Source organism: Leptospira saintgironsiae (assembly GCF_002811765.1).
Taxonomy (GTDB): domain Bacteria; phylum Spirochaetota; class Leptospiria; order Leptospirales; family Leptospiraceae; genus Leptospira_B; species Leptospira_B saintgironsiae.
In genome coordinates this window covers 70,524-95,962 of the sequence record NZ_NPDR01000001.1, presented here as the reverse complement: position 1 = coordinate 95,962, position 25,439 = coordinate 70,524, and the positions used below count along the sequence as shown (strand labels likewise).

23 protein-coding genes are annotated in these 25,439 nt (G+C 39.2%); 12 read left to right on the top strand and 11 right to left on the bottom strand.

Annotated features, from left to right (window positions below; genetic code table 11):
* Nucleotide 1: 1 nt before the first annotated feature.
* Nucleotides 2-1,000, bottom strand: a complete 999-nt coding sequence (locus CH362_RS00370; RefSeq protein ID WP_100708392.1) for a metallophosphoesterase family protein — start codon at nucleotides 998-1,000, stop codon at nucleotides 2-4.
* A 93-nt stretch (nucleotides 1,001-1,093) separates the two neighbouring features.
* The gene (locus CH362_RS00365; protein ID WP_100708391.1) at nucleotides 1,094-1,786 is read right to left on the bottom strand and encodes a hypothetical protein; all 693 of its coding nucleotides are present in this window, start codon (nucleotides 1,784-1,786) and stop codon (nucleotides 1,094-1,096) included.
* A gap of 166 nt (nucleotides 1,787-1,952) precedes the next feature.
* Here CH362_RS00365 and CH362_RS00360 point away from each other — a divergent pair, with 166 nt between their 5' ends.
* The 5 genes from CH362_RS00360 to CH362_RS00340 all read left to right on the top strand — a co-directional run bounded on the left by CH362_RS00360 (nucleotide 1,953) and on the right by CH362_RS00340 (nucleotide 8,450).
* Entirely contained in the window at nucleotides 1,953-2,954 is a 1,002-nt protein-coding gene (locus CH362_RS00360) for an NAD(P)H-dependent glycerol-3-phosphate dehydrogenase (protein ID WP_100708390.1), read from the top strand.
* A 27-nt stretch (nucleotides 2,955-2,981) separates the two neighbouring features.
* Nucleotides 2,982-5,630 (top strand): tetratricopeptide repeat protein, encoded by a 2,649-nt coding sequence (locus CH362_RS00355; RefSeq protein ID WP_100708389.1) that lies wholly within the window; start codon nucleotides 2,982-2,984, stop codon nucleotides 5,628-5,630.
* A gap of 217 nt (nucleotides 5,631-5,847) precedes the next feature.
* Nucleotides 5,848-7,176 carry a hemolysin family protein gene (locus CH362_RS00350; RefSeq protein ID WP_100708388.1) on the top strand — a complete coding sequence of 443 codons (1,329 nt, stop codon included), beginning with the start codon at nucleotides 5,848-5,850 and terminating at the stop codon, nucleotides 7,174-7,176.
* A gap of 36 nt (nucleotides 7,177-7,212) precedes the next feature.
* Nucleotides 7,213-7,752 (top strand): phosphopantothenoylcysteine decarboxylase, encoded by a 540-nt coding sequence (locus CH362_RS00345; RefSeq protein ID WP_100708387.1) that lies wholly within the window; start codon nucleotides 7,213-7,215, stop codon nucleotides 7,750-7,752.
* Between the two features lie 11 nt (nucleotides 7,753-7,763).
* A complete protein-coding gene (locus CH362_RS00340) occupies nucleotides 7,764-8,450 on the top strand; it encodes a phosphopantothenoylcysteine decarboxylase domain-containing protein (RefSeq protein WP_100708386.1) in 687 nt (228 codons plus the stop codon).
* 2 nt (nucleotides 8,451-8,452) lie between these two features.
* Here the strand turns inward: CH362_RS00340 and CH362_RS00335 are convergent, their stop codons facing one another.
* From CH362_RS00335 to CH362_RS00325, 3 genes are read right to left on the bottom strand one after another with little or no spacing between them, the layout of a single operon-like run.
* Nucleotides 8,453-8,824, bottom strand: a complete 372-nt coding sequence (locus CH362_RS00335) for an STAS domain-containing protein (RefSeq protein ID WP_086447319.1) — start codon at nucleotides 8,822-8,824, stop codon at nucleotides 8,453-8,455.
* Between the two features lie 16 nt (nucleotides 8,825-8,840).
* The gene (locus tag CH362_RS00330) at nucleotides 8,841-9,170 is read right to left on the bottom strand and encodes a hypothetical protein (protein WP_100708385.1); all 330 of its coding nucleotides are present in this window, start codon (nucleotides 9,168-9,170) and stop codon (nucleotides 8,841-8,843) included.
* Between the two features lie 4 nt (nucleotides 9,171-9,174).
* Nucleotides 9,175-10,464: a homoserine dehydrogenase gene (locus CH362_RS00325; RefSeq protein WP_100708384.1), complete on the bottom strand. Its 1,290-nt coding sequence runs from the start codon at nucleotides 10,462-10,464 to the stop codon at nucleotides 9,175-9,177.
* A 203-nt stretch (nucleotides 10,465-10,667) separates the two neighbouring features.
* Here CH362_RS00325 and CH362_RS00320 point away from each other — a divergent pair, with 203 nt between their 5' ends.
* Genes CH362_RS00320 through CH362_RS00310 form a run of 3 tightly spaced genes read left to right on the top strand, consistent with a single transcriptional unit; the run spans nucleotide 10,668 to nucleotide 14,709 of the window.
* A complete protein-coding gene (locus CH362_RS00320; RefSeq protein ID WP_100708383.1) occupies nucleotides 10,668-11,255 on the top strand; it encodes an LIC_10572 family protein in 588 nt (195 codons plus the stop codon).
* Between the two features lie 16 nt (nucleotides 11,256-11,271).
* Nucleotides 11,272-13,425 (top strand): tetratricopeptide repeat protein, encoded by a 2,154-nt coding sequence (locus CH362_RS00315; protein WP_100708382.1) that lies wholly within the window; start codon nucleotides 11,272-11,274, stop codon nucleotides 13,423-13,425.
* 15 nt (nucleotides 13,426-13,440) lie between these two features.
* Nucleotides 13,441-14,709, top strand: a complete 1,269-nt coding sequence (locus CH362_RS00310; RefSeq protein ID WP_100708381.1) for an amidohydrolase family protein — start codon at nucleotides 13,441-13,443, stop codon at nucleotides 14,707-14,709.
* Here the strand turns inward: CH362_RS00310 and CH362_RS00305 are convergent.
* Nucleotides 14,681-15,217 (bottom strand): methylated-DNA--[protein]-cysteine S-methyltransferase, encoded by a 537-nt coding sequence (locus CH362_RS00305; protein WP_100709210.1) that lies wholly within the window; start codon nucleotides 15,215-15,217, stop codon nucleotides 14,681-14,683. The two genes, CH362_RS00310 and CH362_RS00305, sit on opposite strands and share 29 nt — an antisense overlap.
* Before the next feature lie 175 nt (nucleotides 15,218-15,392).
* Here CH362_RS00305 and CH362_RS00300 point away from each other — a divergent pair, with 175 nt between their 5' ends.
* Together CH362_RS00300 and CH362_RS00295 are read left to right on the top strand one after the other, a co-directional pair.
* Nucleotides 15,393-16,187, top strand: a complete 795-nt coding sequence (locus tag CH362_RS00300; RefSeq protein WP_100708380.1) for an SDR family NAD(P)-dependent oxidoreductase — start codon at nucleotides 15,393-15,395, stop codon at nucleotides 16,185-16,187.
* Nucleotide 16,188: 1 nt separating this feature from the next.
* A complete protein-coding gene (locus CH362_RS00295) occupies nucleotides 16,189-17,199 on the top strand; it encodes an LLM class flavin-dependent oxidoreductase (RefSeq protein ID WP_100708379.1) in 1,011 nt (336 codons plus the stop codon).
* A 67-nt stretch (nucleotides 17,200-17,266) separates the two neighbouring features.
* Here the strand turns inward: CH362_RS00295 and CH362_RS00290 are convergent, their stop codons facing one another.
* From CH362_RS00290 to CH362_RS00280, 3 genes are all read right to left on the bottom strand, one after another.
* Nucleotides 17,267-18,448, bottom strand: a complete 1,182-nt coding sequence (locus CH362_RS00290) for an acetyl-CoA C-acetyltransferase (protein ID WP_100708378.1) — start codon at nucleotides 18,446-18,448, stop codon at nucleotides 17,267-17,269.
* Between the two features lie 93 nt (nucleotides 18,449-18,541).
* Nucleotides 18,542-20,569: a neutral/alkaline non-lysosomal ceramidase N-terminal domain-containing protein gene (locus tag CH362_RS00285; protein WP_100708377.1), complete on the bottom strand. Its 2,028-nt coding sequence runs from the start codon at nucleotides 20,567-20,569 to the stop codon at nucleotides 18,542-18,544.
* 57 nt (nucleotides 20,570-20,626) lie between these two features.
* Nucleotides 20,627-21,379, bottom strand: a complete 753-nt coding sequence (locus CH362_RS00280; RefSeq protein ID WP_100708376.1) for an acetoacetate decarboxylase family protein — start codon at nucleotides 21,377-21,379, stop codon at nucleotides 20,627-20,629.
* Between the two features lie 159 nt (nucleotides 21,380-21,538).
* On the opposite strand from CH362_RS00280, the gene CH362_RS00275 reads away from it, so the two are divergent.
* Together CH362_RS00275 and CH362_RS00270 are read left to right on the top strand one after the other, a co-directional pair.
* Entirely contained in the window at nucleotides 21,539-22,156 is a 618-nt protein-coding gene (locus CH362_RS00275) for a TetR/AcrR family transcriptional regulator (protein WP_020769708.1), read from the top strand.
* Nucleotides 22,153-23,073: an alpha/beta fold hydrolase gene (locus tag CH362_RS00270; RefSeq protein ID WP_100708375.1), complete on the top strand. Its 921-nt coding sequence runs from the start codon at nucleotides 22,153-22,155 to the stop codon at nucleotides 23,071-23,073. Before CH362_RS00275 ends, CH362_RS00270 begins: the two co-directional genes overlap by 4 nt.
* 11 nt (nucleotides 23,074-23,084) lie before the next feature.
* Here the strand turns inward: CH362_RS00270 and CH362_RS00265 are convergent, their stop codons facing one another.
* Entirely contained in the window at nucleotides 23,085-23,420 is a 336-nt protein-coding gene (locus tag CH362_RS00265) for a rhodanese-like domain-containing protein (RefSeq protein WP_100708374.1), read from the bottom strand.
* A 20-nt stretch (nucleotides 23,421-23,440) separates the two neighbouring features.
* A complete protein-coding gene (locus CH362_RS00260) occupies nucleotides 23,441-25,381 on the bottom strand; it encodes an ABC-F family ATP-binding cassette domain-containing protein (protein ID WP_100708373.1) in 1,941 nt (646 codons plus the stop codon).
* Between the last annotated feature and the right edge of the window lie 58 nt (nucleotides 25,382-25,439).

Below are 25,439 nucleotides of genomic sequence, written 5' to 3'. Positions count from 1 at the left end.
ACTATCGGATAAAATCTTCCGCCGAAACTTCTGAGTCGCTGCTTGCATGGACAAGCTCTAACTTGTCTCCAGAGCAATCGACTTCTAAAAGGTGGCGAATTGAGTGATCCGATAGTCTATTCAGTTTTACATTTTTTACAAGATTGTTTTCTATTTCTATTTCAGAGAAGAAGCCTCCAGGTTGAAATCCGAAGACTGAATCAACCGGTCCAAAATTAGAAGGATTCAAAAACACTGTTTTTCCTTTTTTTACGATCCCTTGGTCTTCGTGAACATGGCCCGAGACAACTAAGGCAGGAGAATAATCGTCTAAATATCTTCTGATCCCCTGGGAGCCTACATTACCAAAACTTGGGATCTTATCTAAAAATCCATAAGCTGGATTATGGATCACAACCACATCTGGATTTTCTTCTTTGAAAAAGTCTTCTGGTTCGCTGTAATTTTTTCCGTTACGATTGTACTCGTGGAATTTTACTGCTAACTTTTCTGGAATTCCAGAAGTGATCACTGGAGCTCCACCATAACCTGCAAATTTTAATCCTCCCATATCGAAGGTTTTTCTGTGCAGGTCTCTTTCGTATAACGCGGAATATTGAAGATCTATATCATAATTTCCTGGTAGTAACCATACAGGAGCTTTTGCGTATTTTTGGATAATGATCTCGATGAGTTCGTATTTTTCCTTCATCGTTTTTGCGGCTTGGTGGAATAATCTTCTGTAATCGTGGGATTTTTCTACCACGTTAGGCTGGTACTTCTCCGGAAAACGTACCGCTCTTGTTGCGTAATCATAAGGATTGATCTCTTCTTTGATATCATCCATGATCCGATACATATCTTCTTGAAGTGTTACAAATTCGATAATACGTTCTGGGTTAAAAAAGGCTTTATAGATTATATCGCCGGAGAATAGGTACAAGTCGCATTCGGTTCCTAGAAGGACTTCTTTCAATCCTCTGAGTCCGTCGTGGATATCGGTGAGGTAAATGATCCTCATTTGGACTTATCCTAATTTTATGTTAAACGACTTAAAGCCGTTCGACCCTTTCTATACTGATTCTTGAAAAACCCACGATAATGTCCAATCTTTCTAATCCCTCCACAGCATGAGCATGCTGTCTTCGTTCTCCGATATCGGTTCTATTCTCAGATAGTCCGGACCAAAAAAATCCAATAATGGTTTTAAAATTGTATTAGAGCGCACGAATAAGAATACATTTCCTTTTTCGGGGATTACCTTTTGGACTGAAACAGCTCCTGCTACTTCCGGAATTTCTGCTAAAAAATAATTTAAGTCGACTCTGATCTCATTCCCGACTTCCGTAAGGGATAATATTTCAGGAATTTCTTCGACTATTTCCTCTAATATTAATTTTCTATGGAATTTGAAAACTTTAGAAAAAATCCGTATTGGATCTATGGATCTTGGGTTATGATCATAGAGTCTAAATGCTTCTATTCGAAACACCACTCTGTTTCCGTCCACTTTTACAGGTCGTAAAGAGAGTTTGTATCTGATATGATTTGTTCTTAAAATTTTGGACCAGGCCAATCCTTGGATAGAATAATGTCCGGAAAGGTATAAGACACCCCGACCTGAATCCATTACTAGGGACTCTAGATCTTCAGTTCCCTCTACCACTTTTTTTTGCAGAACCTTATTCAAAGAATGAAGTAAAACGGCGATCCTGTAATTGCTCTTTAAGGCTTTTTCTTCCAAGGAATTTTTCCCCGTCAGAAAATCTAAAAGATTGAATCCCGAAAGTTTCCGCAAATCGAGCATGGAGAACAAAATTAATCCTTTGGATTTGGTCGGTAAACTTCATTTCTGTTTTATGCTAAAATAAGAATGGAATGAGCTTCCTTTTTCCCTGCTTTTTTTTCTTGCCGTTTAGGCTTTCCAGGTCAGGATCATCACTCCTTAGGGTTAGTCGGGGAAAGGGTATCTCATGCAAATCGGCGTTATCGGATCTGGAAGTTTTGGTTCTTCTTTAGGTGTGTTGTTAGCAGACAAAGGTTATGATGTTACCATTTGGGGAAGGAACTCTGGACTGATCCAAGAGATTAACGAGAACCATCGGAACGAAAAATATTTACCAGGCATAGATCTTCCTAAAAATTTAAAAGGAAGTACAAGTTTAGAAGAGGCTGTTCGGGACAAGGACATGATCGTTTCTGCTCCTCCTTCCCACGCAATTACTGATATTCTAAAAGAAATTAAATCCTTTCTACCTGAAAAGGCTCCTATTGTTTCCGCAAGTAAAGGAATAGAAAATGGAAGTCTTAGATTGGTTTCCGAAATCTTTGAAGCAGAACTTCCAGGCAAATTTCATAGCAAATTATCTTATCTTTCTGGACCTAGTTTTGCAAAAGAGTTGGTCAAACGTGTACCAACGATAGTGAGTATCGCATCTAAGAATGAAGCAACTGCAAGAAAGGTACAAGAAATATTCAGTTTCACTTATTTTAGGACCTATTGGACTCCAGATGTGGTCGGAGTAGAAGTTGGCGGTTCTTTAAAAAATGTGATCGCAATTGCTGCAGGAGTTTCTGACGGATTAGGATTCGGACAGAATACTAGAGCTGCTTTGATCACAAGAGGATTAACCGAAATTTCCAGGTTAGGAGTCAAATTGGGAGCGGATCCTCTTACATTTTTAGGGCCTTCCGGAATGGGAGATTTGATCCTTACTTGTTGTGGAGATGCTTCCAGAAACAGGACAGTCGGTTTTAGATTGGGACAAGGAGAAAGTTTGGATTCTATTTTAGGTGGAATGGTAGAAGTTGCAGAAGGGGTTAAAACCGCAAAAAGTGGATTCGAATTATCCCAGAAATTAGGTATCGAAATGGCAATAACCACCGAGGTGTATAAAATGCTTTACGAGCATAAGAATCCGAAGGAGGTTGTTAGAGATTTAATGGGCCGGGACTTAAAAAGAGAAGGTCTATAAACCGCTCTTAAATCGCGATCGATTCCCTTGCAAAATGCAATTTTAAATATTCGTAAACTAGGTGGCATTAGCCTAATTTTCAAGTATATTCCATTTTTATTAATTTCGTTCTGTTCTTTTTGTACATCCCTCTCTGCCCAGACCCGTAGTGATTACGGTTGGACAGGTTCTCCGGGTAATTTTTATCTTTTGATGGATGGCAAAAACGTTCTTACAAAGGAAACCGATTTTAATTCCTTTCCAGAAGGCCTGAACTCAGTCCAAAAATCAGAGTTTGCACTTTTAGCTGGTGAATATTTACTTCTTAATAAAGATTCCGGAAAATTTTCTAACCTGATCAATTCCATCCGAAAGGAAAAAGATCTAGGCTTCGCAGAAGTTCTTTTACTTTATTTTCAAGATATCTACTTTTCCAAAAAATCTAACGGGGAAAATTTCCTAAAAGTTTGGAATCCTCCCGCAGGCGACACATATCAAAAAGAATTGGTAGAATCGACGCGTAACGTTCTTCTTCATAAGAAGCCTGCAGATAAGATCAAATGTTCTCCCAAAAAACAATATTATTCTCTTTGTAGAATGCTTCGTTTAGGAAGTTATATGGCGGATTTCAAACTTTCTGATCCGAACCATGATAGAGAATATACAAATCTGCAAAGAATACTTTCTCCTTTTCCTGGAGTTACTGATCCGGAGGAGAAGGAACTAAAACATATTCCTTTCTTATCTAATTTTCTTCCTAATATTGCGGATTATCTTTCGGAGTTAGGATTTGCCAGAGATGCGATCCAATTTTCTAAAGTTGGTATTGTTTCAGAAAATTTAGGTGGAAGAATGTTTTCTCATTCTTACGAAAAATTGGCGTATTACTATTTGGTAGATGGAGATCCGAATTCTGCCGAAAAAGTTTTAAAGTATATTATAGAAAGACAAGGGGAGATGGCTCCCGCTTATAAAAACTCATTATATCTGAAGTTAGGAACTCTTGCTTACTTGCAAGGTGAACCTGCAAGAGCGCTTGAATATTATTTGAATTTAGATTTTTTACATTGGTCTACTAAAATACTTCATCCATTTTTGGGAGAACCTATTCCGATCAATAGTGCTCGCGATTTAGTATCTGTTGCAGTTTGGAAATCTAAAAATTCTCATAAAGCAGTGGATGCTCTGCAGTCAGTCAGTACTCCAAAAAATCTGACCGAAGACGATCTATTTACTAAATTGAGAATTATTCAAATACTTTCAGAAGACGAACCAGAAGTTGCTTCCAAACTTGCGATGGACCTAAGCTTTCTTGCACAAAGTAAAGGTTGGAGAAGAGTAGAATATTCCGCCACATTGCTCCACGGGTTTTTGCAGTTAAAAACGAATAATCTCAGAAAAGCGATCATAGAGTTTACCAAGGCAGGCGGTATTTTAAAAGAAGATCCTTCGTATAAAGAAGAATGGATCCGATTGAATGGATTATTTCTTTCTCATAAAGAATCCTCTAATTTAAGAGGAGTAAAAAGTTTCTTAGACCAAGCTCTTAAAATTTCCGCGTCTGGTCATACGGATGATAAAACTTTCGAGATCAAAAATTATCTTCCTCCTTCTTTTGGAAGTAAAAGTTTAGAAAATTCCGCCATAGATTTTTATACCAGACATGGTTATACAAACGATCTACTTTCTTTTATGATCCATTATGAGGAAAATTCTGAACTTCAGGAAGAGGATTCTCCTCCTGACCTTGCTATCCTTAAAACTCATAATAGAATTTCTAGATATAAAGGATTTTATCCTCCGGGAAGAGAGCCTTGGAAATCCGCTTGGTCCGAAATGAGAACCAAAGAATCTTCTCGCATCAGAGAAGAATCAGATCCTCTGAAAAATGCGAATTTCAAAAAGTTAACTCATCCACTGATCGCGGTCTTTGTGAAAGATAAGAGAGTATTTCTATTTCATAAGGACGGAGATTCTTCCGAGCTGGAAGCAAGAGAGTTGAATACAGACAATCCTACTAGCTACACTGCTCAATCTGCTTTTAGGAGTACATTGGAATCATTTTCTAAGAAGGATAAAATTCAAATTTATCTGAATTCACCTGGAGTGGAAGCAGCAGAATATCTGAGAAAGGAATTCCCTGATTCTGAGATTAAGTTATTTTTAAGATTCGATAAAAGAGACGAGTCAGATTCTGCTAAAAAAGTATTCGGTCCTGCTTGTGAGAATCTTTTCCCTAAAAACCTTCCGGAAGGGGAAAGTCATTTGGGCTGGCAATCCTTTCCATTACAATATTATGATGGATCTAAATTGCTCCAAGGAAAGTCTGCTTTGCTTGTTTGGAATATGAAGGTGACTTCTAAATCTCCTAACGGTCTTAGGGATTATGAATGGACCTGCGGATCTGATTCCATTTCTTTCAGAAAGGCAAAACGTAGATTAGATTTTAGGAATTTGCCGGATAGGATTGTATTTACAAAGGACTCTCTTAGCGGCACGGGCTGGGGAGATAAATCAGAAGACTTTCTGGACTGGGCAAGGTTCTGGTTATCAGTAGGAACTTCTCGCCTTTATTTTGTTAAATCCTGGAATCCAGAGTCGGAATCCGACATAAATTTAATAGAAAGACTCGCGAATGAAAATGGGGACCCAAACTTGAATTCTAGAGTCCTTAAAATGGTTCGAAACGCGGAATAACCCGCTTAAATCCCGCTCCGTAAAAGGGGAAATTTTCATTTTTTCGTCTCCAAAACACTCGACAATGCACCGTTTTTCATGGATCGTATCACAGATAGATGGACCCCGACAGTAGAAGCCGGAATTTTCCGGACCAAAGCGATATTTTACCCTCCTTGTTTTATTCTTTCGATCTAGCAATCCGCCTAAATCTTACATTCGGAAGATTTTGTCGTTAATGGACGTGATTGGATTTTTAGTAATACTTCTTCTTATCTTTGCGAACGGATTTTTTGTGTCCGCAGAATTTGCTCTGGTCTCGATCAGACCTTCTCGTCTGGAAGAATTGATCCGAGACGGCAGACCTATGGCTGTTCTTACCAAAAAAGCGGCCACAATGTTGAACGATATGCTCTCCGTCTGCCAGGTGGGGATCACAATTGCGAGCTTACTTTTAGGTTGGGTGGGAGAAGGTTATCTTTCCAGTTGGATAGAGCCTATTTTTCATTACGCAGGATATCCTGATTCCGATCTAACCGTTCATGGTATTGCAGTAGCGATCTCATTTGCATTGATCACATTTTTGCATATTCTTTTGGGAGAACTTCTTCCTAAAACAGTTGCGATACAGAAAACAGAAACCATGGCCTTGGTGACAAGTGCTCCTATATTCTTCTTTTATTATTTATTTTTTCCCATTACGTTTTTCTTAAATGGAATGACTTCTTTTATCTTGAAGAGGATCGGGTTTAAGGAAGATTCTCATCGTATCATTCATTCTCCCGAAGAATTGATGATCCTGATCCAGGAACAGAACAAACAAGGAAATATAGATCAGGAAGAATTCCAGATCATACAAAATACTTTTCAGTTCTCTGAACATTTGGCGAAAGATGTAATGACTCATCGTTTGAGTATTGTAGGAATTCCTGCCGACAGCCAAATGGATGGAGTTCTTTCTATTATCGCAGAACATCATTTTTCCAGATATCCAGTATATGATGGAACAACTGACAATATTGTAGGTATTATTCACGTTCAGGCTTATCTTGCTTGGCTTTCCGAATCCAAACGAAATAAGAAAGCAAAAGTTACTACAATCATGCAACCTCCTATCGTAGTTCCAGAAGGTATGTCCATCGAGAAGGTTCTCCAGAAATTACGAGTCGCAAAACAACATATGGCGATTGTGATCGATGAGTATGGCGGAGTTTCCGGACTACTAACTATGGAAGACATAGTGGAAGAAGTTTTCGGCGAGATCAGAGATGAGACCGACGATCATGAAACAGATGCGGTTCCATCACATTCTCCTGATGCATTTGATATAGATGGAGAAACCGAACTCGACGAATTAAAAGAGATCCTAACTGGAATTGAAGAGGACGAGTTAAACGATATTCGCACTATCGCAGGTTTTATTTTAGAGAAGTTAGAAGATATGCCTAAGGAAGGGACCGAAGTCGCCATCCCTGAAGGTAAGCTGACTGTAGAAAAAATGGATGGGAATAAGATTATGACCGTTCGTTTTACTAGACTTTCTGCTCCTTCTTCTTTTGCGATTTAAGTTGTAAAACTACGAGATCGGTTTTGGATCTGCACTATGGATAAAAAGGATATTCTAATCGCAGTCAGCGGAAGTATTGCAGCTTTTAGGGCCTGCGAACTGGTGCGTAATCTTACTAAAGAAGGTTATCCTGTTTCTGTGATTATGACCCAGAATGCTACCAAGTTTATTGGTCCGATCACATTCGAAGCACTTACGGGTAAAAAAGTCCAGGTAGATGAATACGAGCAAGGTATGGCTCACATTGATGCAAGGAATCGTGCAGCTGTAATTGCTGTTGTTCCTGCGACTGCAAATATTATCGCAAAAATGGCCAACGGAATTGCGGACGATCTTGTAACTTCTACATATCTTGCCGCGAAATGTCCTGTATTAGTTGCTCCTGCAATGAATCCGAATATGTTCACTCATCCAGCCACACAAAGAAATCTGGCGCGTTTGAAAGAAGACGGAGTCATTATCTTGGATCCTCAAGAAGGAGTTGTGGTTTGTGGTGACGAAGGTTACGGCAAACTTGCTGACGTTCCAGTAATGCAAAAAAAGATCCTGGAATTGTATCTCAAAACTTCTCAATAAGATGTTTTATCTTGGCTAAATATTCAAAAATTATAATAAGTTCAGGGCCTACTAGAGAGTGGATTGATCCTGTACGATTTATTTCTAATGCTTCCTCAGGAAAAATGGGATATTGTTTGGCCGAAGAAGCGGCCCATTTAGTAAAAGATGTAGTTTATATTCGTGGTTTGACTGAGCCAAAATATTCTGAACCTAAGGGAGCAAGAATTCTTAAGGTAGAAACCACTCTGGAAATGAGAGACGCAGTTCTGAAAGAAGTGGATTCTTCTTCTATCCTTATCATGGCAGCAGCTCCGGCTGATTTTCGTCCTAAAAATGCAAACGATTCCAAGATCAAAAAAGAAGAAGGTAGCGATACCTTAGTTCTGGAACTGATCAAAAATCCAGACATACTTGTTTCTGTTCATGAAAAGATCCAGGAACAAAATCTGAAAGATGTTCTCCGTATAGGCTTCTCCGCGGAAACAGATTTATTGGATCAAAATGCACTTGGTAAACTTAAAAGAAAAAATCTGGATTTTATCGTAGGGAATTACGTGGGTAAAGACTCCAAAGGTTTTGGAGACCTGGATACAAGCGTGATCATTTTTGGAAAAGAAGGTTTTAAAAAGGAAATAGGTCCCGCTTCTAAGGAGACCATTGCAAAAGGTATTTTAGAATATTTGGATATTCTTTCTAAACAAGAAAGTATTAGATAATATTATTTAAAGACTGCTTTGGCTTCGTCTAGAGTATGATAGATCGCTACCTTTTTAGGTAATTCCATCAATCGGATCACATTCTCTAAGAAGTGATTCAATCCTCCGATCACGATCTTTCCGTTATGCTGGTCTACAGTTTTGATCAGTGTTAAAAGAGTCGCAACCCCAACACTATTGATATATTCCAAAGAAGAAAGGTCTAAGATAATCTCGTAGATCCCTTCGTCGAAAACGAAATTGATCTTTCTGGAAATTTCGAAAGCGTTCGAATTCGTCACTTTTCCGTTCATGATGACGACTAAAACTTCTTTGTCTCCGACGGAGTCTCTTTTAGTTTCTATGTAAAGGCCTTCGAATTCCGTTTTTGCCATTTTGCCCCGATCCGCGTTAAAGCATCATTGTTCCATCTTTGATGGTAGCTGTCAATTCCGTCCAGCTGGAGACTTCTTCCGGTTTGGAATCCGTTTTGGCGGATCCGCGGTAAAGTATCCTCAGTCGTCCTTTCTCTTCGATTTCGCCTTCTAAGTCCAGATAGATCCTTCTGTGATCATTCTTTCTTTGAAAAGTTATTTTCGATCCACTTTGGAGTAATTCCCAATAAGATGCGACTGTTCCGAAGGTGATTAGACGAGAAATTCCGTCAATATCCAAAAATAAATCCAAATGTGAATCCCCGAATCCTTCATGTAAGGATAATGTGCAGGGAAATTCGTTCATACTTTTACAATTTGTCTTCCAAGCGGATCGCAACAGAGGGTTCTAATACCACTTCAGAAGCATCTATCCTTCCTAAAGACGCAGAAATTGAAGCTTCGACACATGGATGTGTGACCACGACTACTTCTGCAGGTTCCTTTTCAGATTCGTTTTGGCGAACAGAAGATATAGATACTCCGTTTGTTCCCAAATCTTTTGCAATTTCCGCTAAAACCCCTGGCTGGTCCAAGGTATTAAATCTTAGATAATATCTAGCTTCTGTTTGGTTGGCTTCAGAAATAGAGGCTTTTGGAAATCTGTTCTTTTCCATCGGAAGATTTTTGCCTCGTCTTGAGCTGTAATAGATCAGATCCGAAACTACTGCAGAAGCTGTTGGTAAAGCGCCTGCACCTTTTCCTACAATTAGACCCGGGCCAGCAAATGCAGTTTTGTAATACACAGCATTTGTCTCATTCATCACACTTGCGAACGCATGATGTTTTGGTATCATTACAGGTTGGACCCTGGCTTCTACCTTGCCGTCCAATTTTCTTACAAGGCCGAGTAACTTGATCCTATAACCCAGGTCAGAAGCGAATGCGATGTCTAATCGTGTAATCTTTGTTATACCTTCGACCACAATGTTTTGTAGAGGGATTTTTTCTCCGAAGGCCAAAGATCCTAGAATGCTGATCTTATGAGCTGTGTCTATACCTTCTACGTCGAAGCTTGGGTCTGCTTCTGCAAATCCCTTTTCCTGAGCCAGTTTTAGAGCTTCTTTATAATCTAAACCTTCTGTTTCCATTTTGGAAAGAATGAAATTCGTTGTTCCGTTTAAGATCCCGTAAAGTCCTAGAACTTTATCTCCCGCCAAACAATTCCGTATAGCTCGGATGATCGGAATAGAACCACCAACAGAAGCTTCGAATCCAATTTCGGTATGATTCTCTTCTGCAGTTTTATATATAATCTCACCTTTTTCGGAAAGAAGTGCCTTGTTAGCTGTGATTACAGTCTGTTTGGATTGTAAGGCACCGAGTACGATCTCTTCGGAGATTGTTGTACCTCCTACAAGTTCGATGATCGTATCGATTTCGGGGTTTCCCACCACTTGTTTGTAATCGTCTGTTATTTTTACTTTAGAAAATAATTTAGAAATAGGGGCGATTTTTGAAGGAGTTCTGGTACAAATTGTATGTACATTTAGAGAGATACCGTATTCTTTTTCGAATCTTGCGGATTCTTCTGAAAGAATTTTAAGAACTCCTGAGCCGACCGTGCCTGCGCCAATTAATCCGATTCGAATCGTCTGCATTCTGGGACAATCCTTTCGGCTATACTGGAAACATTCGACCTTTTTTAAGTATGTGTAGGGGCTTTCCTTTCGACCTGGCGGTTTTTTCTTTACTAAATGAGCTAGTCTTGGTAGAGATTCTTTTACGGACGATTTTAAAATTCGTTTAGGACCTTTTAGAATAAACAGGTCCAAATCCATCGACTGAAAGGATAATCCACTTTATGGCGAACCGTCGTAAGCCTCCTCGCAAAACCTCCGGGAATAAAAAACAAGAATCTTCCCACAAACATCCAGGCGGAGGAAACCGCGGGCACCAGCAGAAAAAAAGACCGGAGCATGGTCGTCCGAATCGTCACCAACAGCATACTGTAGCTACTAAAATTTCAGAAACGATGAAAGAACTTCCAATGAAGGCTCCTCAACAGTCCGGGGGAAGTTCAGGAACTCTTGTAAAAGTGATTGGATTTCTCGCAGCAGCATTGATCGTATTTTTCGGATATTTTATCGTTCAAGAATATTTGGATAAGACCCCTGTTTATGGGAAACATGGTTGGGACGAAGAAGCTGGATCTCCGGTTGCTTGGGAAGATGCAGTTCGTTATTGTTCTTCCAGAAGAAAGAGACTTCCAGATAAGGAAGAGCTTAAGACATTCTCCAAAAGAGCAGATAAGAAGATCAAAACTATCGGATTGTTTTGGTCTACGAGTGCAGCTGGAGACAAAGGGGATTATATGACCGTAAACTTAGGTAGTGGAGATTTTTCTCCAAGTCCCAGCACAAACAAATTCGCTGTAATTTGTGTGAAATGATGCTTTAATACACATCATGGCTGTTTTAACTTTTTCCAGCGTCAGTTATCTTACTGGATTTCTTCTTTCCGGACTCTGCGCTTTTTTTCTTTTAATTAGAAAGGAAAAATACGAAACAACCTTACATTTAGGCTGGGTATTCTTATATTGTGCGTTACTCGAGCTTTCCTTTTTGCTCGGGACCTCTTTTTTTCACCCTCTTTCTTTTTTACATAGATGGCTTTCTTTACCGTCTGCGTTTTTACTTTGCGCACATCTATGTTTATACTTTTTCCTACTGAATTCACAGGCCTCCGAAAAGACAGGAAGGATCTTATTGGGCGCTGGATATTTTCTGGCCCTAAGTATTTTGGTTCTTCATATAGTAGGAACAATATTTGCAAAACCTGTTTATGATTTTGGTGGAGGAGTCTACGACGTAATCCATCGGGCCGACGAAAAAGTTATATTTTGGTTTGGAATCATTTATGTTTCTGTAATATTACTCTTCGGTGTTTGGAGAGGTTTTCAGGCTCATAGATCAGATGTTCAGCTAATGGCGCTTTCTCTTTGGGTGCCGTTTTTACTTCTTCTTGGAACAACGATTCTTTTCCATCTAAAAGAAATTGCTTATCCTTTGGACAGAGCTATCGGACTGTCCTTTTGGAATCCTATTTTTCTAACCGCATTATTTTTAGCATGGCTGATTCATTTGAGAGCCTCTGGAGAAGCTTTCAGTCTTAGATCTCCCATTTTACTCGGGATCGTATTGTTATTATTATTCGTATTCCAAGGAAGCAGTTGGTTATTTTTACAACCTGGATTAGAATCTTTTAATGAAACAGTTAAGGAAAAGTTGAAAGCACAGGATCTATCTCCTGATTCTTATTTACTTTCTGTTCAGGATAATGATGGGTTTGTTCTCACTGCTTCCGGTGGATTGGAAACTTCTTTTTTTGTAGAATCCAAAAGAGATTTGATCCTTTCTTTTATTTGGAATAATCCATCAGCTTTAAATAAAGAATTTCCTTCTTATGCAAAGGTCGCTGAGTCTTTAAAAGGTTCAGAAAAATATTCTGAAAATCTAATTAACTTTTCCAAAGGTTTGGAGAAGGTCCGTAAAAAGGTTAAGAACCTTCCTCCTAAAGATATTCGAGATGGGATTTTGGAACAAATCTCTCCTGAAGGTAAAGAGGAGAAGTTTGCATTATTCTTAAAAATACTTTCCGGTTCTGTTAAAAATTCTTCTGCAGAAGGAGAGACATTACGAAGTTTTACATTGGACCAAATGAGAGAACTTGTCCCTGAAGGGGAGCCTCGATTCAGAAGGATCCCTGGACTTGCCATGGGAGAATATTATTATTCTGTAATCCAGAAATCTCCAGGTAAAACTCAAGTAAAAGAGATAGGAATTCCTTATCAAGAGTTCTTGACATTTGAGACTGGATTACTTAAAAAACCAGTGCTCGCATTTTTAGTTTGTATTCTTCTGTTTTCGATTGCGATCAATTCGTTTTTCTCATTCTTCGTGATCCATCCTTTGGATAGATTATATTCTGCTTTGGAGCTTGCTACCGAAGGAGATTTGCAAAGAGAATTACATCCAGAAGCTTGGGATGAGATCGGAAGTTTAGCTGATCAATTTAATAGAATGATCCAGTCTATCCGAACGGAAGAAGGTTCAGAATATTCTTCTAATCGGGCCGAAACTCCATCCAGATTAAATGAAGGAATTTCTTCTTGGAGAGAAATTTCAGATCGGATCAAAAAGACCAGTTCAGTTTCAGAATTAAGAAGATTCCTTTCTGATCTACAAGGAAGCCAAGATTCACATCCAGTTCGTTCTAAGTTGATCTTAAAACTTGGATTGAAGATTAAAGATTATCAAACCGCGTATCTGGCAGCACAAGAATTGAGAGAGATGGGGATCGTGAAAGATCCTGAGATGCTTTTTATACTCTCTTATTGTGCTAAAAAAATGGGGGATATCCAAGAGGCCATCCGTTTGTCGGAAGAATTGAGATCAATCTCCGACGGTCATACCCAAAACAATTTACATCTTGCGGATATGTATTATCATACAAATCGTTTAGATGAAGCCAGGGATCTTGCTATCCAAATTCGTAAAGAGCAGGGACCTTCTGCGGCAGTTACGAAACTTTTGAATGCGATAGAAAAAAAAGGCGCCTAAGATAAACTGTACTAAATGGCTCTTCAGATTCGAAAAATTTCAGGAAAATTCCAAAACTCCAAAGGATCTTTTATGGGCACAGTGGAATTGGACCCGAAAACAGGCCTCATAGTCTCCATCCAAAAAGACAAAGTATTGCAATCTTCTAATGCAGAAGAATTGTTATTTGATCCGGATAAGTTTACGATCTTTTCTGGTTTCGGCGATATTCATGTTCATGCAAGAGAAGACGAATCTGGAAAACATAAATACAAAGAAGATTTTTTATCCGCGGGAAATGCTGCGATCAATGGAGGTGTGATCCATATCGCAGACATGCCCAATAATCCGATCCCTCCTACCGACGATATTACTTATTCTAAAAAGAGAGAACTCGCAGATCATTCTCCTGTTCGTATCACTTTATATGCGGGTATAGGTCCTCATACAAAACCTCTAAAAGCTCATGTTCCGTATAAAGCGTTCATGGGTCCTTCGATTGGAGAATTATTCTTTTATTCCAATGAGCAGTTAGAAGAGACGATCCGTCATTATAAAGGATGTAATATTAGTTTTCATTGTGAAGATCCTGAAATTTTAGAAAAAAGCCAAAACGAAACATATCATGAGGATAGAAGGCCCGCTATTGCTGAAACTTTGGCTACCGACTTTGCACTTTATCTGATCGAAAAATATGAACTGGTCGGAAAGTTATGCCATTATTCTACGGAAGAAGGTTTAAAGAAAATCATTGAAGCTAGAAAGAGAGGAGTCAAAGTAAAATGTGAAGTGACTCCTACTCATTTGTACTTTGATCGAACCATGCTCACCGACGAAAACCGTCATTGGTTCCAGATGAATCCACCGTTGAGAGGACCTGAAGACAAAGAGGCTTTACTCAAGGGAGTAAAAGAAGGTTGGATTGACTTCCTAGCAACTGATCATGCCCCTCATTCTATTGAAGAAAAACTGAAGGGCACATCTGGGATTTCTCAACTCGACACGTATTCTTTATTCGTGACATGGTTGTATAAGACCGCAGGAATTTCTTTAGAAAAAATTTCGGAGATCTGCGCTGAGAATCCTGGAGATTTTGTAGCAGAATTTTTGCCTAAAGAATATGGAAAAGGTTTTGGAAAGATCGAAGAAGGTTACTGCGGAAGTTTTACTGTTCTAGATTTTGAAACTCCAACTACATTCAAAAAAGAAGATATAAAAAGTAAGAGCGGTTGGTCTCCTTTCGAAGGGGTTACATTCCCAGGGAGTATTGCTTCTGTCATTCACCTCGGAAAAAAGGTAAAGTAGGAGAATCTGAGAATTTTTGCTCTAACTCGAGCAGGAATTTTTTTCTCCAAAGTCCTCCGCCGTATCCAGTTAGGTCTCCACTTTTGCCAACGATCCTATGGCATGGGATCAAGATCGCGATCCGATTTTCTCCATTCGCTTTTGCAACTGCTCGAACCGCATTTTTGTCTCCGACCCGGATTGCCTGGGCCTCGTAAGAATTTGTCTTACCGTAAACTACAGAATGTAGAGCTTCCCAAGCTTTTTTCTGAAAATCAGTGCCTAAGACGACCAGAGGAACATCGAAGTCCTTTCTTTTACCTTCGAAATATTCCTGAAGCTGTTCTTCCAAAGGATGAAAAAACTTGCTCTCTCCCGGTTGGATATCCTCGCCAAAAACTTTTTTGAGCCGAGTAAGTTGGAGTTCCAACCTCTCTTTTTCCGTGAATTCTAAAAGGCAGATACCTTCTTCCACGGCACCCGCGAGAAGTATTCCTAAAGGGGTTTGGATTTCTTTACTGAGGACCATCTCTTTGCCTAAGTATAAAAGATTTTTTGAATTTAGCACAACCCGAAAATTGCTGTAAAATATCTTACTATGGATCTTATGATTTAATTAAAAGCCGACCTAAGGCCAAGTCACGGACTAAAACCCTTTTTGCCTAGATCTGCGTTAGCTTCGTCTAAGTAATGGAAAATAATACATGGATACCCAACTCAAAGATAAAATCGCATTAGTCACAGGATCAACTGCCGGAATCGGCCTCGCAATCGCTACGGGCCTCGCGGCAGAAGGAGCGCAGGTCATTATAAATGGAAGGACCAAAGCCAGGGTGGAAGAAGCCATCTCTACCATTCAGAAAAAAGTCCCCAAAGCAAATCTTCTCGGAGTGGAAGCAGATTTTTCTAACAAAGAAGAAGTAAACAAAATTGCATCAAAATTTCCTAATGTAGATATTCTTGTGAATAATGTTGGGATTTTCGAACCTAAAGATTTTGTAGATATCCCGGACGAAGATTGGATCCGATTTTTCGAGGTAAATGTTTTGAGTGGGGTCAGACTTTCCAGAGCTTACCTACCTTCTATGCTTAAAAAGAATTGGGGGAGGATCTTATTTATATCCAGTGAATCCGGAATTCAGATCCCGAATGAAATGATCCATTACGGAGTCACAAAAAGTGCTCAGATTTCTTTAGGCAGAGGAATTGCAGAACTCACAAAAGGAACCAATGTTACTGTAAATTCTATTCTCCCAGGACCAACTCGTTCCGAAGGTGTAGAAGGATTTTTAGAAGATCTTGCCAAACAACAAAACGTTTCCACTTCAACTGTAGAAAAAGAATTTTTCAAAAACGCAAGACCTACCTCTCTTTTACAAAGATTCGCAACAGTAGAAGAAGTCGCAAATCTTGCGGTTTATCTTTCTTCTCCACTTTCTTCCGCAACAAATGGTGCTGCACTCAGAGTAGACGGGGGAGTGGTCAAGTCTGCATTCTAATATGATCCGATTAAGTGTTTTAGATCAGTCTCCAATTCGTAAAGGTGGGACCGCATCCCAAGCGGTCCAGGAGACTATCGAACTTGCAAAACTTACTGATAGGTTAGGCTATCATAGATATTGGGTTTCAGAACATCATAATATTCTGGGACTGGCCGGATCTTCTCCTGAAGTTTTGATTTCTCATCTTGCTGGCGAAACAAAAGGGATTCGAATGGGTTCAGGTGGTATTATGCTTCCGAATCATAGTTCTCTCAAGGTGGCCGAAAATTTTAGAATGCTCGAGACTTTGTTTCCGGGAAGAATAGATCTTGGACTTGGCAGGGCGCCTGGCGGAGATCGACTAACGGCTGCTATATTGAATCCTTCTAACAGTTTTGTTCAAAATGATTTTATCCAACAATTGATGGATTTACGAGATTTCTTGACGGACAATGCAGAACCTGATTCTATCCAAGAGAAGGTAAAAGCGATCCCTGTCGCAGAAACTTGTCCTGAACTTTGGATATTAACTTCGAGTGGAGAAAGCGCTTTGATCGCGGCCCATTTTGGAATGGCTCTATCTTTCGCACAGTTTATCAATCCAACAGGAGGATATGCTAGCATTCGGGCTTATAAAGAAAGATTCCAACCTTCCGAAGCTCTTCCGACTCCTCATGCAAGTGTAGGTATTTTCGTGTTATGTGCTGATACAAAAGAGAAGGCAGAAGAACTACAGGCTGTAATGGACAGGCAACTTTTAAATATTGAAAAAGGAATTAGTGAAGGTATACTTTCTTACGAAGAAATTAAACCTTACGTATATTCTGATATGGAAAGGGTCAGATTATTACATAATCGGGGGAGAATGATTGTAGGAACTCCCGATACAGTTAAAAAAAGGATTTTAGATCTGACTGAAGAATATGGGATAGATGAAGTAGTGGTTTCTACAATCACTTACGATTTTAAAGACAGGGTTCGTTCTTACGAACTTTTGGCAGAAGCATTCGAATTGGAAAATAGATTATAAAAGCGTAAACTAGGGAAGTGAGAACTGGACTAGGTCCTGCAAACCAAGCGGGACCTAGTCTTTTTTATTATGCTTCCGGGTTTTCCAGGATAAGAGCTATCCCTTGTCCACCACCGATACAAAGAGAAGCGACTCCGTATTTTGCCTTTCTTCTTCTAAGTTCGTAAGCTAAAGTTATAGTTACTCTTGCGCCACTTGCCCCGAGCGGATGCCCGATCGCAACTGCTCCACCATTTACGTTTGTGATCTCAGGATTTAGACCTAATTCCTTTTGGACTGCAAGATACTGAGCAGCAAACGCTTCGTTTACTTCTACAAGGCTCATGTCTGAAAGTTTTAAGCCTGCTTTTTTAAGAGCGATAGGAATTGCTAATGCAGGTCCGATTCCCATTTTCGCAGGATCACATCCTGCGTGTCCGTATCCTCTAATGATCGCTAAAGGTTTTTTACCAATCTTCTTAGCGTAAGAAGCAGAAGTAATGATAGTAGCAGCAGCTCCATCATTTAGACCAGATGCGTTTCCAGCAGTAACTGTTCCACCTTCTCTAAAAGCAGGTCTTAGTCCTGAAAGTTTTTCGATAGAAGCAGCACCTTTGATAAATTCATCTTTTTCTAATGTAACTGGCTTCTTTCCGCCAACGGTTACAGAAAGAATTTCTTCTTTTAGTCTACCTTCTACTGTAGCTTTTTCTGCTCTGGTTTGGGAAATTCCAGCCCATTCATCTTGTTCTGCTCTGCTGATCTTGTATTGGTCTGCAAGATTTTCTGCAGTAGCACCCATGATAAGTCCAACGTATTGGTCAGTTAATCCTTGCTCTAATGAATCTTCGAATTCAGCAGAACCATATTTAACTCCCCACCTTGCGTTACGCACAACATAAGGTGCATTGCTCATGGATTCAGATCCACCTGCAAGAACCGCTTCAGATTCTCCCAAGTAGATTTTTTTAGCTGCTTGTATGATTGCTTCCATTCCGGAACCGCAAAGCCTGTTCAAGGTCAAAGCTGGAACTGTGATAGGTAATCCGGTTTTGAGTCCTATATGTCTCGCTAAGTAGATAGCTTCTTTTCCAGTAGGGACCACGTTTCCGAAAATAGACTCACCTATATCGGAAGGATTAACTCCTGTTCTTTCCAACAATGATTTAGAAACTAATACTCCTAAATCCACTGCGCTTACATCTTTTAATGTTCCGCCGAAATTTCCGAAAGGGGTGCGGATTCCGTCTAACAAAACTGCTTCTTCCATTTTCCAGTCCTAAAAATATTAACATAACGCAGTTATTAACTGCAGATCAATACGGTGTACTACCATTCCAATTTACGCCGTTTCCGAGTCATACTATTTTAATTCGAATTCGGGGCAATCAATAGAGAATGGGACTTCTTTTCCTTCTTTGTTAATATAGAAGGAAGAATGTTTTAACCTATAAACTCCAGGCGTATCATTCTTATCCGTTTCCCAAACCAATCGGATCTTATCATCAAACAAAGGTAAGAATGATTTTTTATAATAGAATTTAGTGGCCCAGCTTGAATCCGTATAAGCAGTTATCCATTTATCTCCTTCTTTTTTCTCCACATCAAAATAGGATTTTTGTTTTGGATAAGAGATGTTTGGATTTATGGAACTGACTTCGCAAGAAACGGTTTCTCCTGTCTTTGCAATATTCTCATTCGGAGTTTTGATTTTAGGTTCGAAAGAAGAGATCCTATCTCTATGAGGAATATCAGTGCCTATAACTGTAGAACTCAAATCTTTAGGAGATGGTCCTTGAACGCTTGTCTTGTTCTTTAAAAGATCATTTGCAAGTCTGTCGTATTCTTGTCTGAAAAGATCCAAACTAAAAGGTCCATGAAGAGTGTGTCCACCCTCGTATTGTTGAGTAGAATATTCTTCCTTGGTAGTGATATATCCTGCAAAATCGTTAGTTAAGCCTGAAAGTACGATCTCTTTGATCTTAGTTCCTAAAACTTTTTTAACCGTTTCTTTCATCCTTCTGCTAGACATCGTAGTAACTTCATTAGGTGAAACGATTAAAGCAAAATCACCGATTGTAGCAAGACCCAAAGGAAGAATTTGAGAAAGAGAAGGATCCGGTTTTGTTTCTCCCATTGGAAATAGGATTGCCTTAGGTTTTTGGCAAACTCGCAATTCATCGCTTGGAGCTTGGAGTAATCTTGCTGCTAACCAATCAATATAGAATTTTCTATCCTCATCCTTCATTCCTTCATGGAAAAGCCAATGTCCTCCACCTTCTTCTGTAGAACCCGCAGCTAAAGCATATCCATATGCGGACAAACAAGTTCTTTCGTCCTTTCCAGTTTCCGAAAATTCCTTACGAACAATTGAGTTAGGCATATCTATAAAAGACTGAGTATAGTTAAGGCCGGAAGGTAATGCTCTGAGATTATCATCATTTAAGATCTTAGCACTTGCATGATATTGTCTTTCTCCAATGATCTTGGTGCTCTCGAACATATCTTTTCCGGGCCCAGTATTATTCAGGTTTAGGTTTGGAGTTACATCCCCTTCGTTTGCTTGAGCAAAGATTGCGATAAAATCTTTTTGTCCTCTTTTCGAAGCTTCAAATTCTGAAAGATAAGAAGCATATCCTTTATTATCTGTAGAAACCAAATGATTGTCGAAGGTCATACTTGTTGTGTGCACCCCGAACCAGTTTACAATCCCGATAACACCTCTTCTTGTATTCACAGAGATTTGGATCATCGTTTTATCAGTATCTGAATTATACTTATCTCTTTCTTCTTTAGGATTTGCTTGGTAAGCTACTAAAGAACGATTTGCTCCAGCGCCTTCTACAATTGCGCTTCCGATCAATAACTGAGCTATTTCTTTTTTAGAATAAGCTTCTTTGATCGCCTGAAAGATACCATTTGTGATTACCGAATAATATTCAGGAAAAAACTTAGTAGTATATATTGAATTTTGAATATAATGGAAAAATCCGGCAGGAGCGCTATGAGTATGAGAAGCGTTCAAAAGAACGTTTGCCAAATTAAAATTAGGATCTACTTCCTTCTTCAATCGAGCTACTACGTCTCTCTGGACTTCATGAGGAACACCACCTAATTCCGCAGTCACATAAGCTAATACTTTCCCGCTCTTAGGATCTTTGATAACTAGGGCTCTTGCGAATTGTCGGAGATGTATACCTTCTCCTTTTTGACCTTCTTGTGCGTAACCCCAGAACATGATCCCTGTTGGAGGTCCAGTGATGTCTACCTTGGACATTCCAGCCTCAAAATTAAAATCTCTAATCTGAGGTTTGGCTGTTCCGGAAAATACTGATCCGGAAAAAAGCAAAAATAAGAACGGAAGAATAATCGCTAAACGGAATTTCTTCATAGCACACTCCTCGCGGATTTTTTATAAAAGGTATTTTATCAAATTTTAATGTTTAGCTTATTCTACAAGTTCTGCGACAGGGAAGGTGAGATAGAAAGGAGAAGCTCCTATTCCAGTTTTCATTCCTCCACCTTTGATAAAGTCAGGAAAGATTGTTTCATCCGACCAAACGGATTCTATCCTTGCGAATTTTCCTTTTCCTGTGCCTATAAATGCTGTGCTAAGTTTGGATCCATCTTCTGCTTTTTGTAAAAGTACATAAGGAAGAATAGAAGTGCTTACGGGAAAATTAAAACCTAATGTGCGGATCTTAATTTTGAAAAAAGTTTTTCCATCTCTGGAAACTTCTATCTTAGTTACTCGGCCTTCTTTTTTCCAAACGAAGTCTGCTCTTTCTTTTGGAATAGCCCAGTTACGAATTCCTTCGTCTACAGAAGTTTGGCTGGATACAAAAATGCGAGTGATCCTTTTATAATTTGTATCCTTATGTTCGAAATTCCCAGGGATATATAAAAGTTCGTGATAAGGTCCTACATCAGATCTTTCATAATTCACTAACATCAAAGAACCAAGTCCTCCTTTGTAGGATTTACGATCTTCTTCATCCAAAAATGCCATTTCAGAGTTGTAGGACTTCCTACCGAATAGGGGGAATAGGAATCCTTCTCCTGTTAATGACCAAGGAGCTGGAAAATGTCTCTTAGAGGATTGGGCCCCATTTTTGGCGTTTGTGGCTTTTTTGGGTGATTGTTGTGTGTTTTTTGAGGCTTTGGTCTTTGGTTTAACCTTGGAAGAGGCAGTTGCTTTCATTCTAGGGGTCCGTTTCTATTTTTTTTGTATCCTATACTAGGAAAATCCCTTAATTTGAAAAGGAAACTCTTGAACATCCTGCCCATTTTTGGGATAACTGGACAATGGGGACGATATTCGAGCCGTTCTCGGCTTTCGATCGTTCTTAAGGCAAAAATTATGACTGCAGTAGCTGCTCCGCGTCCAAGAAGGCGCACTAGAAATAGTTTAAATAAAGAATCCATCGTCCAGGCGGCGTTGGATATATTGAACGAAGAGGGAATTGATGGGCTTTCCATGAGAAGGATCGCCGAGAAGTTGGATTGTAGTGTAGCGAGTCCCTATTCTCATTTCAAAAGCCAGCAAGATATTATCAAAATTATCATTTCCCAGGGAGAAGCTCAGTTAACCGAAACACTTAGAGCTTCTAGACTGAACGGAAAAAATTCTTACGAAAAATTGACCCTGATCGCAAGGGCTTATTACGATTTTTCGGGAAATAACCAAGAGTTGCATAAGGTAATGTTCAATACAGTTCATGGGCATATGCATAGAAAAGCGTTCCCTAAACTTCCAACCAGTTATCGCGTTTTTTTGGAAACTATCCGAGCGGGCGTTAGATCGGGGGAATTCAAGATCAAAGAAGAAGATTATCCTTCTCTAGCGAGAACAATGTATTCCTGGATGTATGGGATTATCGTTTTGGATATGACTGGAATGTTGAAAAAAAGAGGGATCGGCGATCCTCTCGACGAAGGCTTTTTATTTTTCCGTAAAATTCTTTTAGATAAAGAATGAAAAAGAAATATCTCCTAGGCCTAGCGGTATTTGTACTCATCGTACTTACCGCTTTGCCATTTGTACGCTCTAGAGAAAAAATCGAATTAAACGAATCGATCCGTTCCGGAGTCTCCGGACAATTTGCAGAACTTCCTTTAGGCTGGACTCATTATGAATTGTCCGGGCCTGAAAAAGGAAATCTTGTAGTTTTAGTTCACGGTTTTTCTACTCCATATTTTATTTGGGACCCTGTTCAAAAATCACTTACGGATGCGGGTTTCCGAGTTTTACGTTTTGATCTGTATGGTAGAGGGTATTCTGACAGACCGGATACAGTTTATAATCTGGACCTGTTTACAACTCAGATCTCTGATCTATTAAATTTTCTGCATATAAATGCATCTTTCGATATAATGGGACTTTCTATGGGAGGTCCTATAGTTGCTCATTATGTTTCTAAACATCCTGACCAGATCAACAAAGTGGTTTTAGTAGATCCTTTTACTTCAAAGACGAATACATTCCCTCTGACTATTCCTTTGGTTGGAGAATATTTAAGCTCTGTTGTTTATATTCCTTCTTTGCCTAAAGGTATCTCTGCTGATTTTGTAGATCCTTCTAAGGTTCCGAGCGGTTGGGTGGAGAAATACGAGACTCAGCTTAGCTTTAAAGGTTTTGGAAGAGCTATTCTTTCTACGATCCGAAATATTATTTCTTTCGATCCTAAACCTGAATTCGAAAGTTTGGCCTTAACTAAAAAGCAGGTGTTGGTTTTTTGGGGAGCTCAGGACCATACTACTCCTTTGGAAAAAGGAGAATATGTGAAGGAGCTTTTGAACGCCGAATTCGTTTTGGTGAAAGATGCTGGACATTTACCTCATATAGAAAAGCCGGAAGTAGTTCTTCCGGCCATCTCTAAGTTTTTATCTAAGTAAATGATAAATTCTTAATATTTAGCCAGGGACGGATCCACCTCATCAGAATATAAAAGGATCCCTCCTTCTAAGTTAAATACTTTGGAGAATCCTGTGGATTTTAAAACTCCACACGCATTTGCAGATCTTGCTCCGGAACGGCAATATACTATAATTTCTTTTCCGGAAGATTTCCAAGAATCCAATTCTCCGATTCGACCAGGCAATTCAGCAACAGGAATTAAAAGATCTGTTCCATCAATAGTGCTAATCTCTTGTTCGTTAGGGTTACGTACATCCAGAAGGTAAAAATCATCACTTCCCGATTTTCTGGCATCTAATCTGTTTTTTAATTCTTTCGGATTCATTCAGTCTCCTTATGGATTCGTTATACTACGGAAGAAAGTTCTTCCATTTCGATTTGCAGCTTTTCCCAGGTTTCAGTCAATTTAGAGATCTCTTTTTTGGTCTCGTTATAAGTGTCTAATTCCATTTGATAACTGCGCTTTTTATAAAACTCCGGATCTGCGAGAAGTTCCTCTGAGTTGGATTTATTCTTTTCTAATAGAGCGATCTTAGCTTCGATTTGTTCTATTTCTTTTTGGATTTTTTTAACCCGATTTTTGTCAGCGTTCTTTTGAGATCTGCTCTTGTTCTCGCTGCTCGCGTTTTCAGCTGGAGCTTTTACAGTAAAACCGCCTTCTGCTTCTAATTCTTCCGGAGGGAATTTTAGATAATCAGAGAAGCTTGTATTCAGATCTTTTACTTTTCCGTTGGAAACAGAAACGGTCCTTGTGCACAGATCCTTTAAAAAATCAGGGTCATGGGAGATGACCAAAACTGCTCCAGGATATTCTTGGAGTGCACGTTTTAAATTATCTCTTACTACTAAGTCCAAGTGGTTTGTAGGTTCATCCAAAAACAAAGTATTAGAGGAGAATCTAACTAATAGAGCCAATCTTAATCTGCTCTGTTCTCCTCCGGAAAGAAGTCCTACTTTTTTAAAAACTCTATCATCGCTAAAAGAAAAATAACCTAATAGTTTTCGAGCTTCCACATCCGGAAGATCCGGATACACGGAAAGAATAGTTTCTAAAAGATTTTTTTCAGGATCCAGGTGCTCGTGATGATTTTGGGAGAAGTAGCCGATCTTTGTTTTAGGTCCGAAAGTAACAGAACCTTCAGATAATTTATGAATTCCTAATATGTTTCTTAAAAAAGTGGATTTACCGGCACCGTTCGGGCCGATGATCGCGATTTTATCCCCATTTGAAACATGAAGTTCCGCGTTTGAGAAAATATTCTTCCCTGTTTTTTCATAAGCGAAGGAAGCATTTTCTATTCTAAAAGAAAGATTTCCGCAAGGAGTATAATTGAACCTGTATTCGGTTTTGGAATTCCAGAAAGAATCCTCAGGTTCTTCTACCTTATCTCTTTTTTCTAATCGTTTAATAACACTTTGGACTGCTTTTGCTTTTGTAGCCTTGGACCGGAAACGTTCTATCCACTCAGTCCTTTTCTTTAAGTATGCTTCTTCTTTTTTGAATTGAAGTCTTAACTTATCTAAAAGTTCATTTTTATGTTCGAAATAATCTTCTAAGGTTCCTTTAAATTCCAGAACACCGGAAGGATTTAATTCTGCGATCGTCTCAGTAGTTGCATTCAAAAACTCTGGATCGTGAGTCACCAGAACGAAAGAACGATTTGTATCTACTAAATATTCTGCAAGCCATGCCTTAGAAGCATGATCCAGGTGGTTGGTTGGTTCATCTAAGAGAAGAAGGTTTCCTGGATTCAGAATTGCAATTGCAAGTCCAAGTCTATGTTGGTAACCAGGAGAAAATTCTTTTACCTTCTTCTCCATTTGATCATTAGAAAAGCCTAAACCACCAATGATCTTCTTTGCCTGTGCTTCTAATTCATGGACACCATAAGTAAATGCATATTCTTCTAAAGAGCTTTGTTCTTCTAATAACGCTGTAAACTCAGGAGAATCATGATCAGTGCGGTCCATTCTTGCATGAATGTCTTCTGCACGTTTTATATATTCGTTATAATGTTTATGTTTAGAAAGTGCTGTATCGATTACCCTTGCTTCGAAATTGAAATCAGGGATCTGTTGGAATAAAGAAATTTCAGTATGTTTGGATCGACTGACTAAACCTTCTTCAGGATTTAGTTCTCCGACAGCCATTTTGAATAGGGTGGATTTGCCTGAACCGTTTGGTCCTACTAAGGCAATCTTGGAACCTGGTTTGATATGCCAGGAGAAGTTTTCGAAAAGTGTAGAGCTACCGAACCGGTGCTTGATATCGATGAATTGTAGCATGGTTCCTGAGAATATTGAGATCCCTCCGCACGAGTCCGCGGAGGGTTTTGCGGGTTTT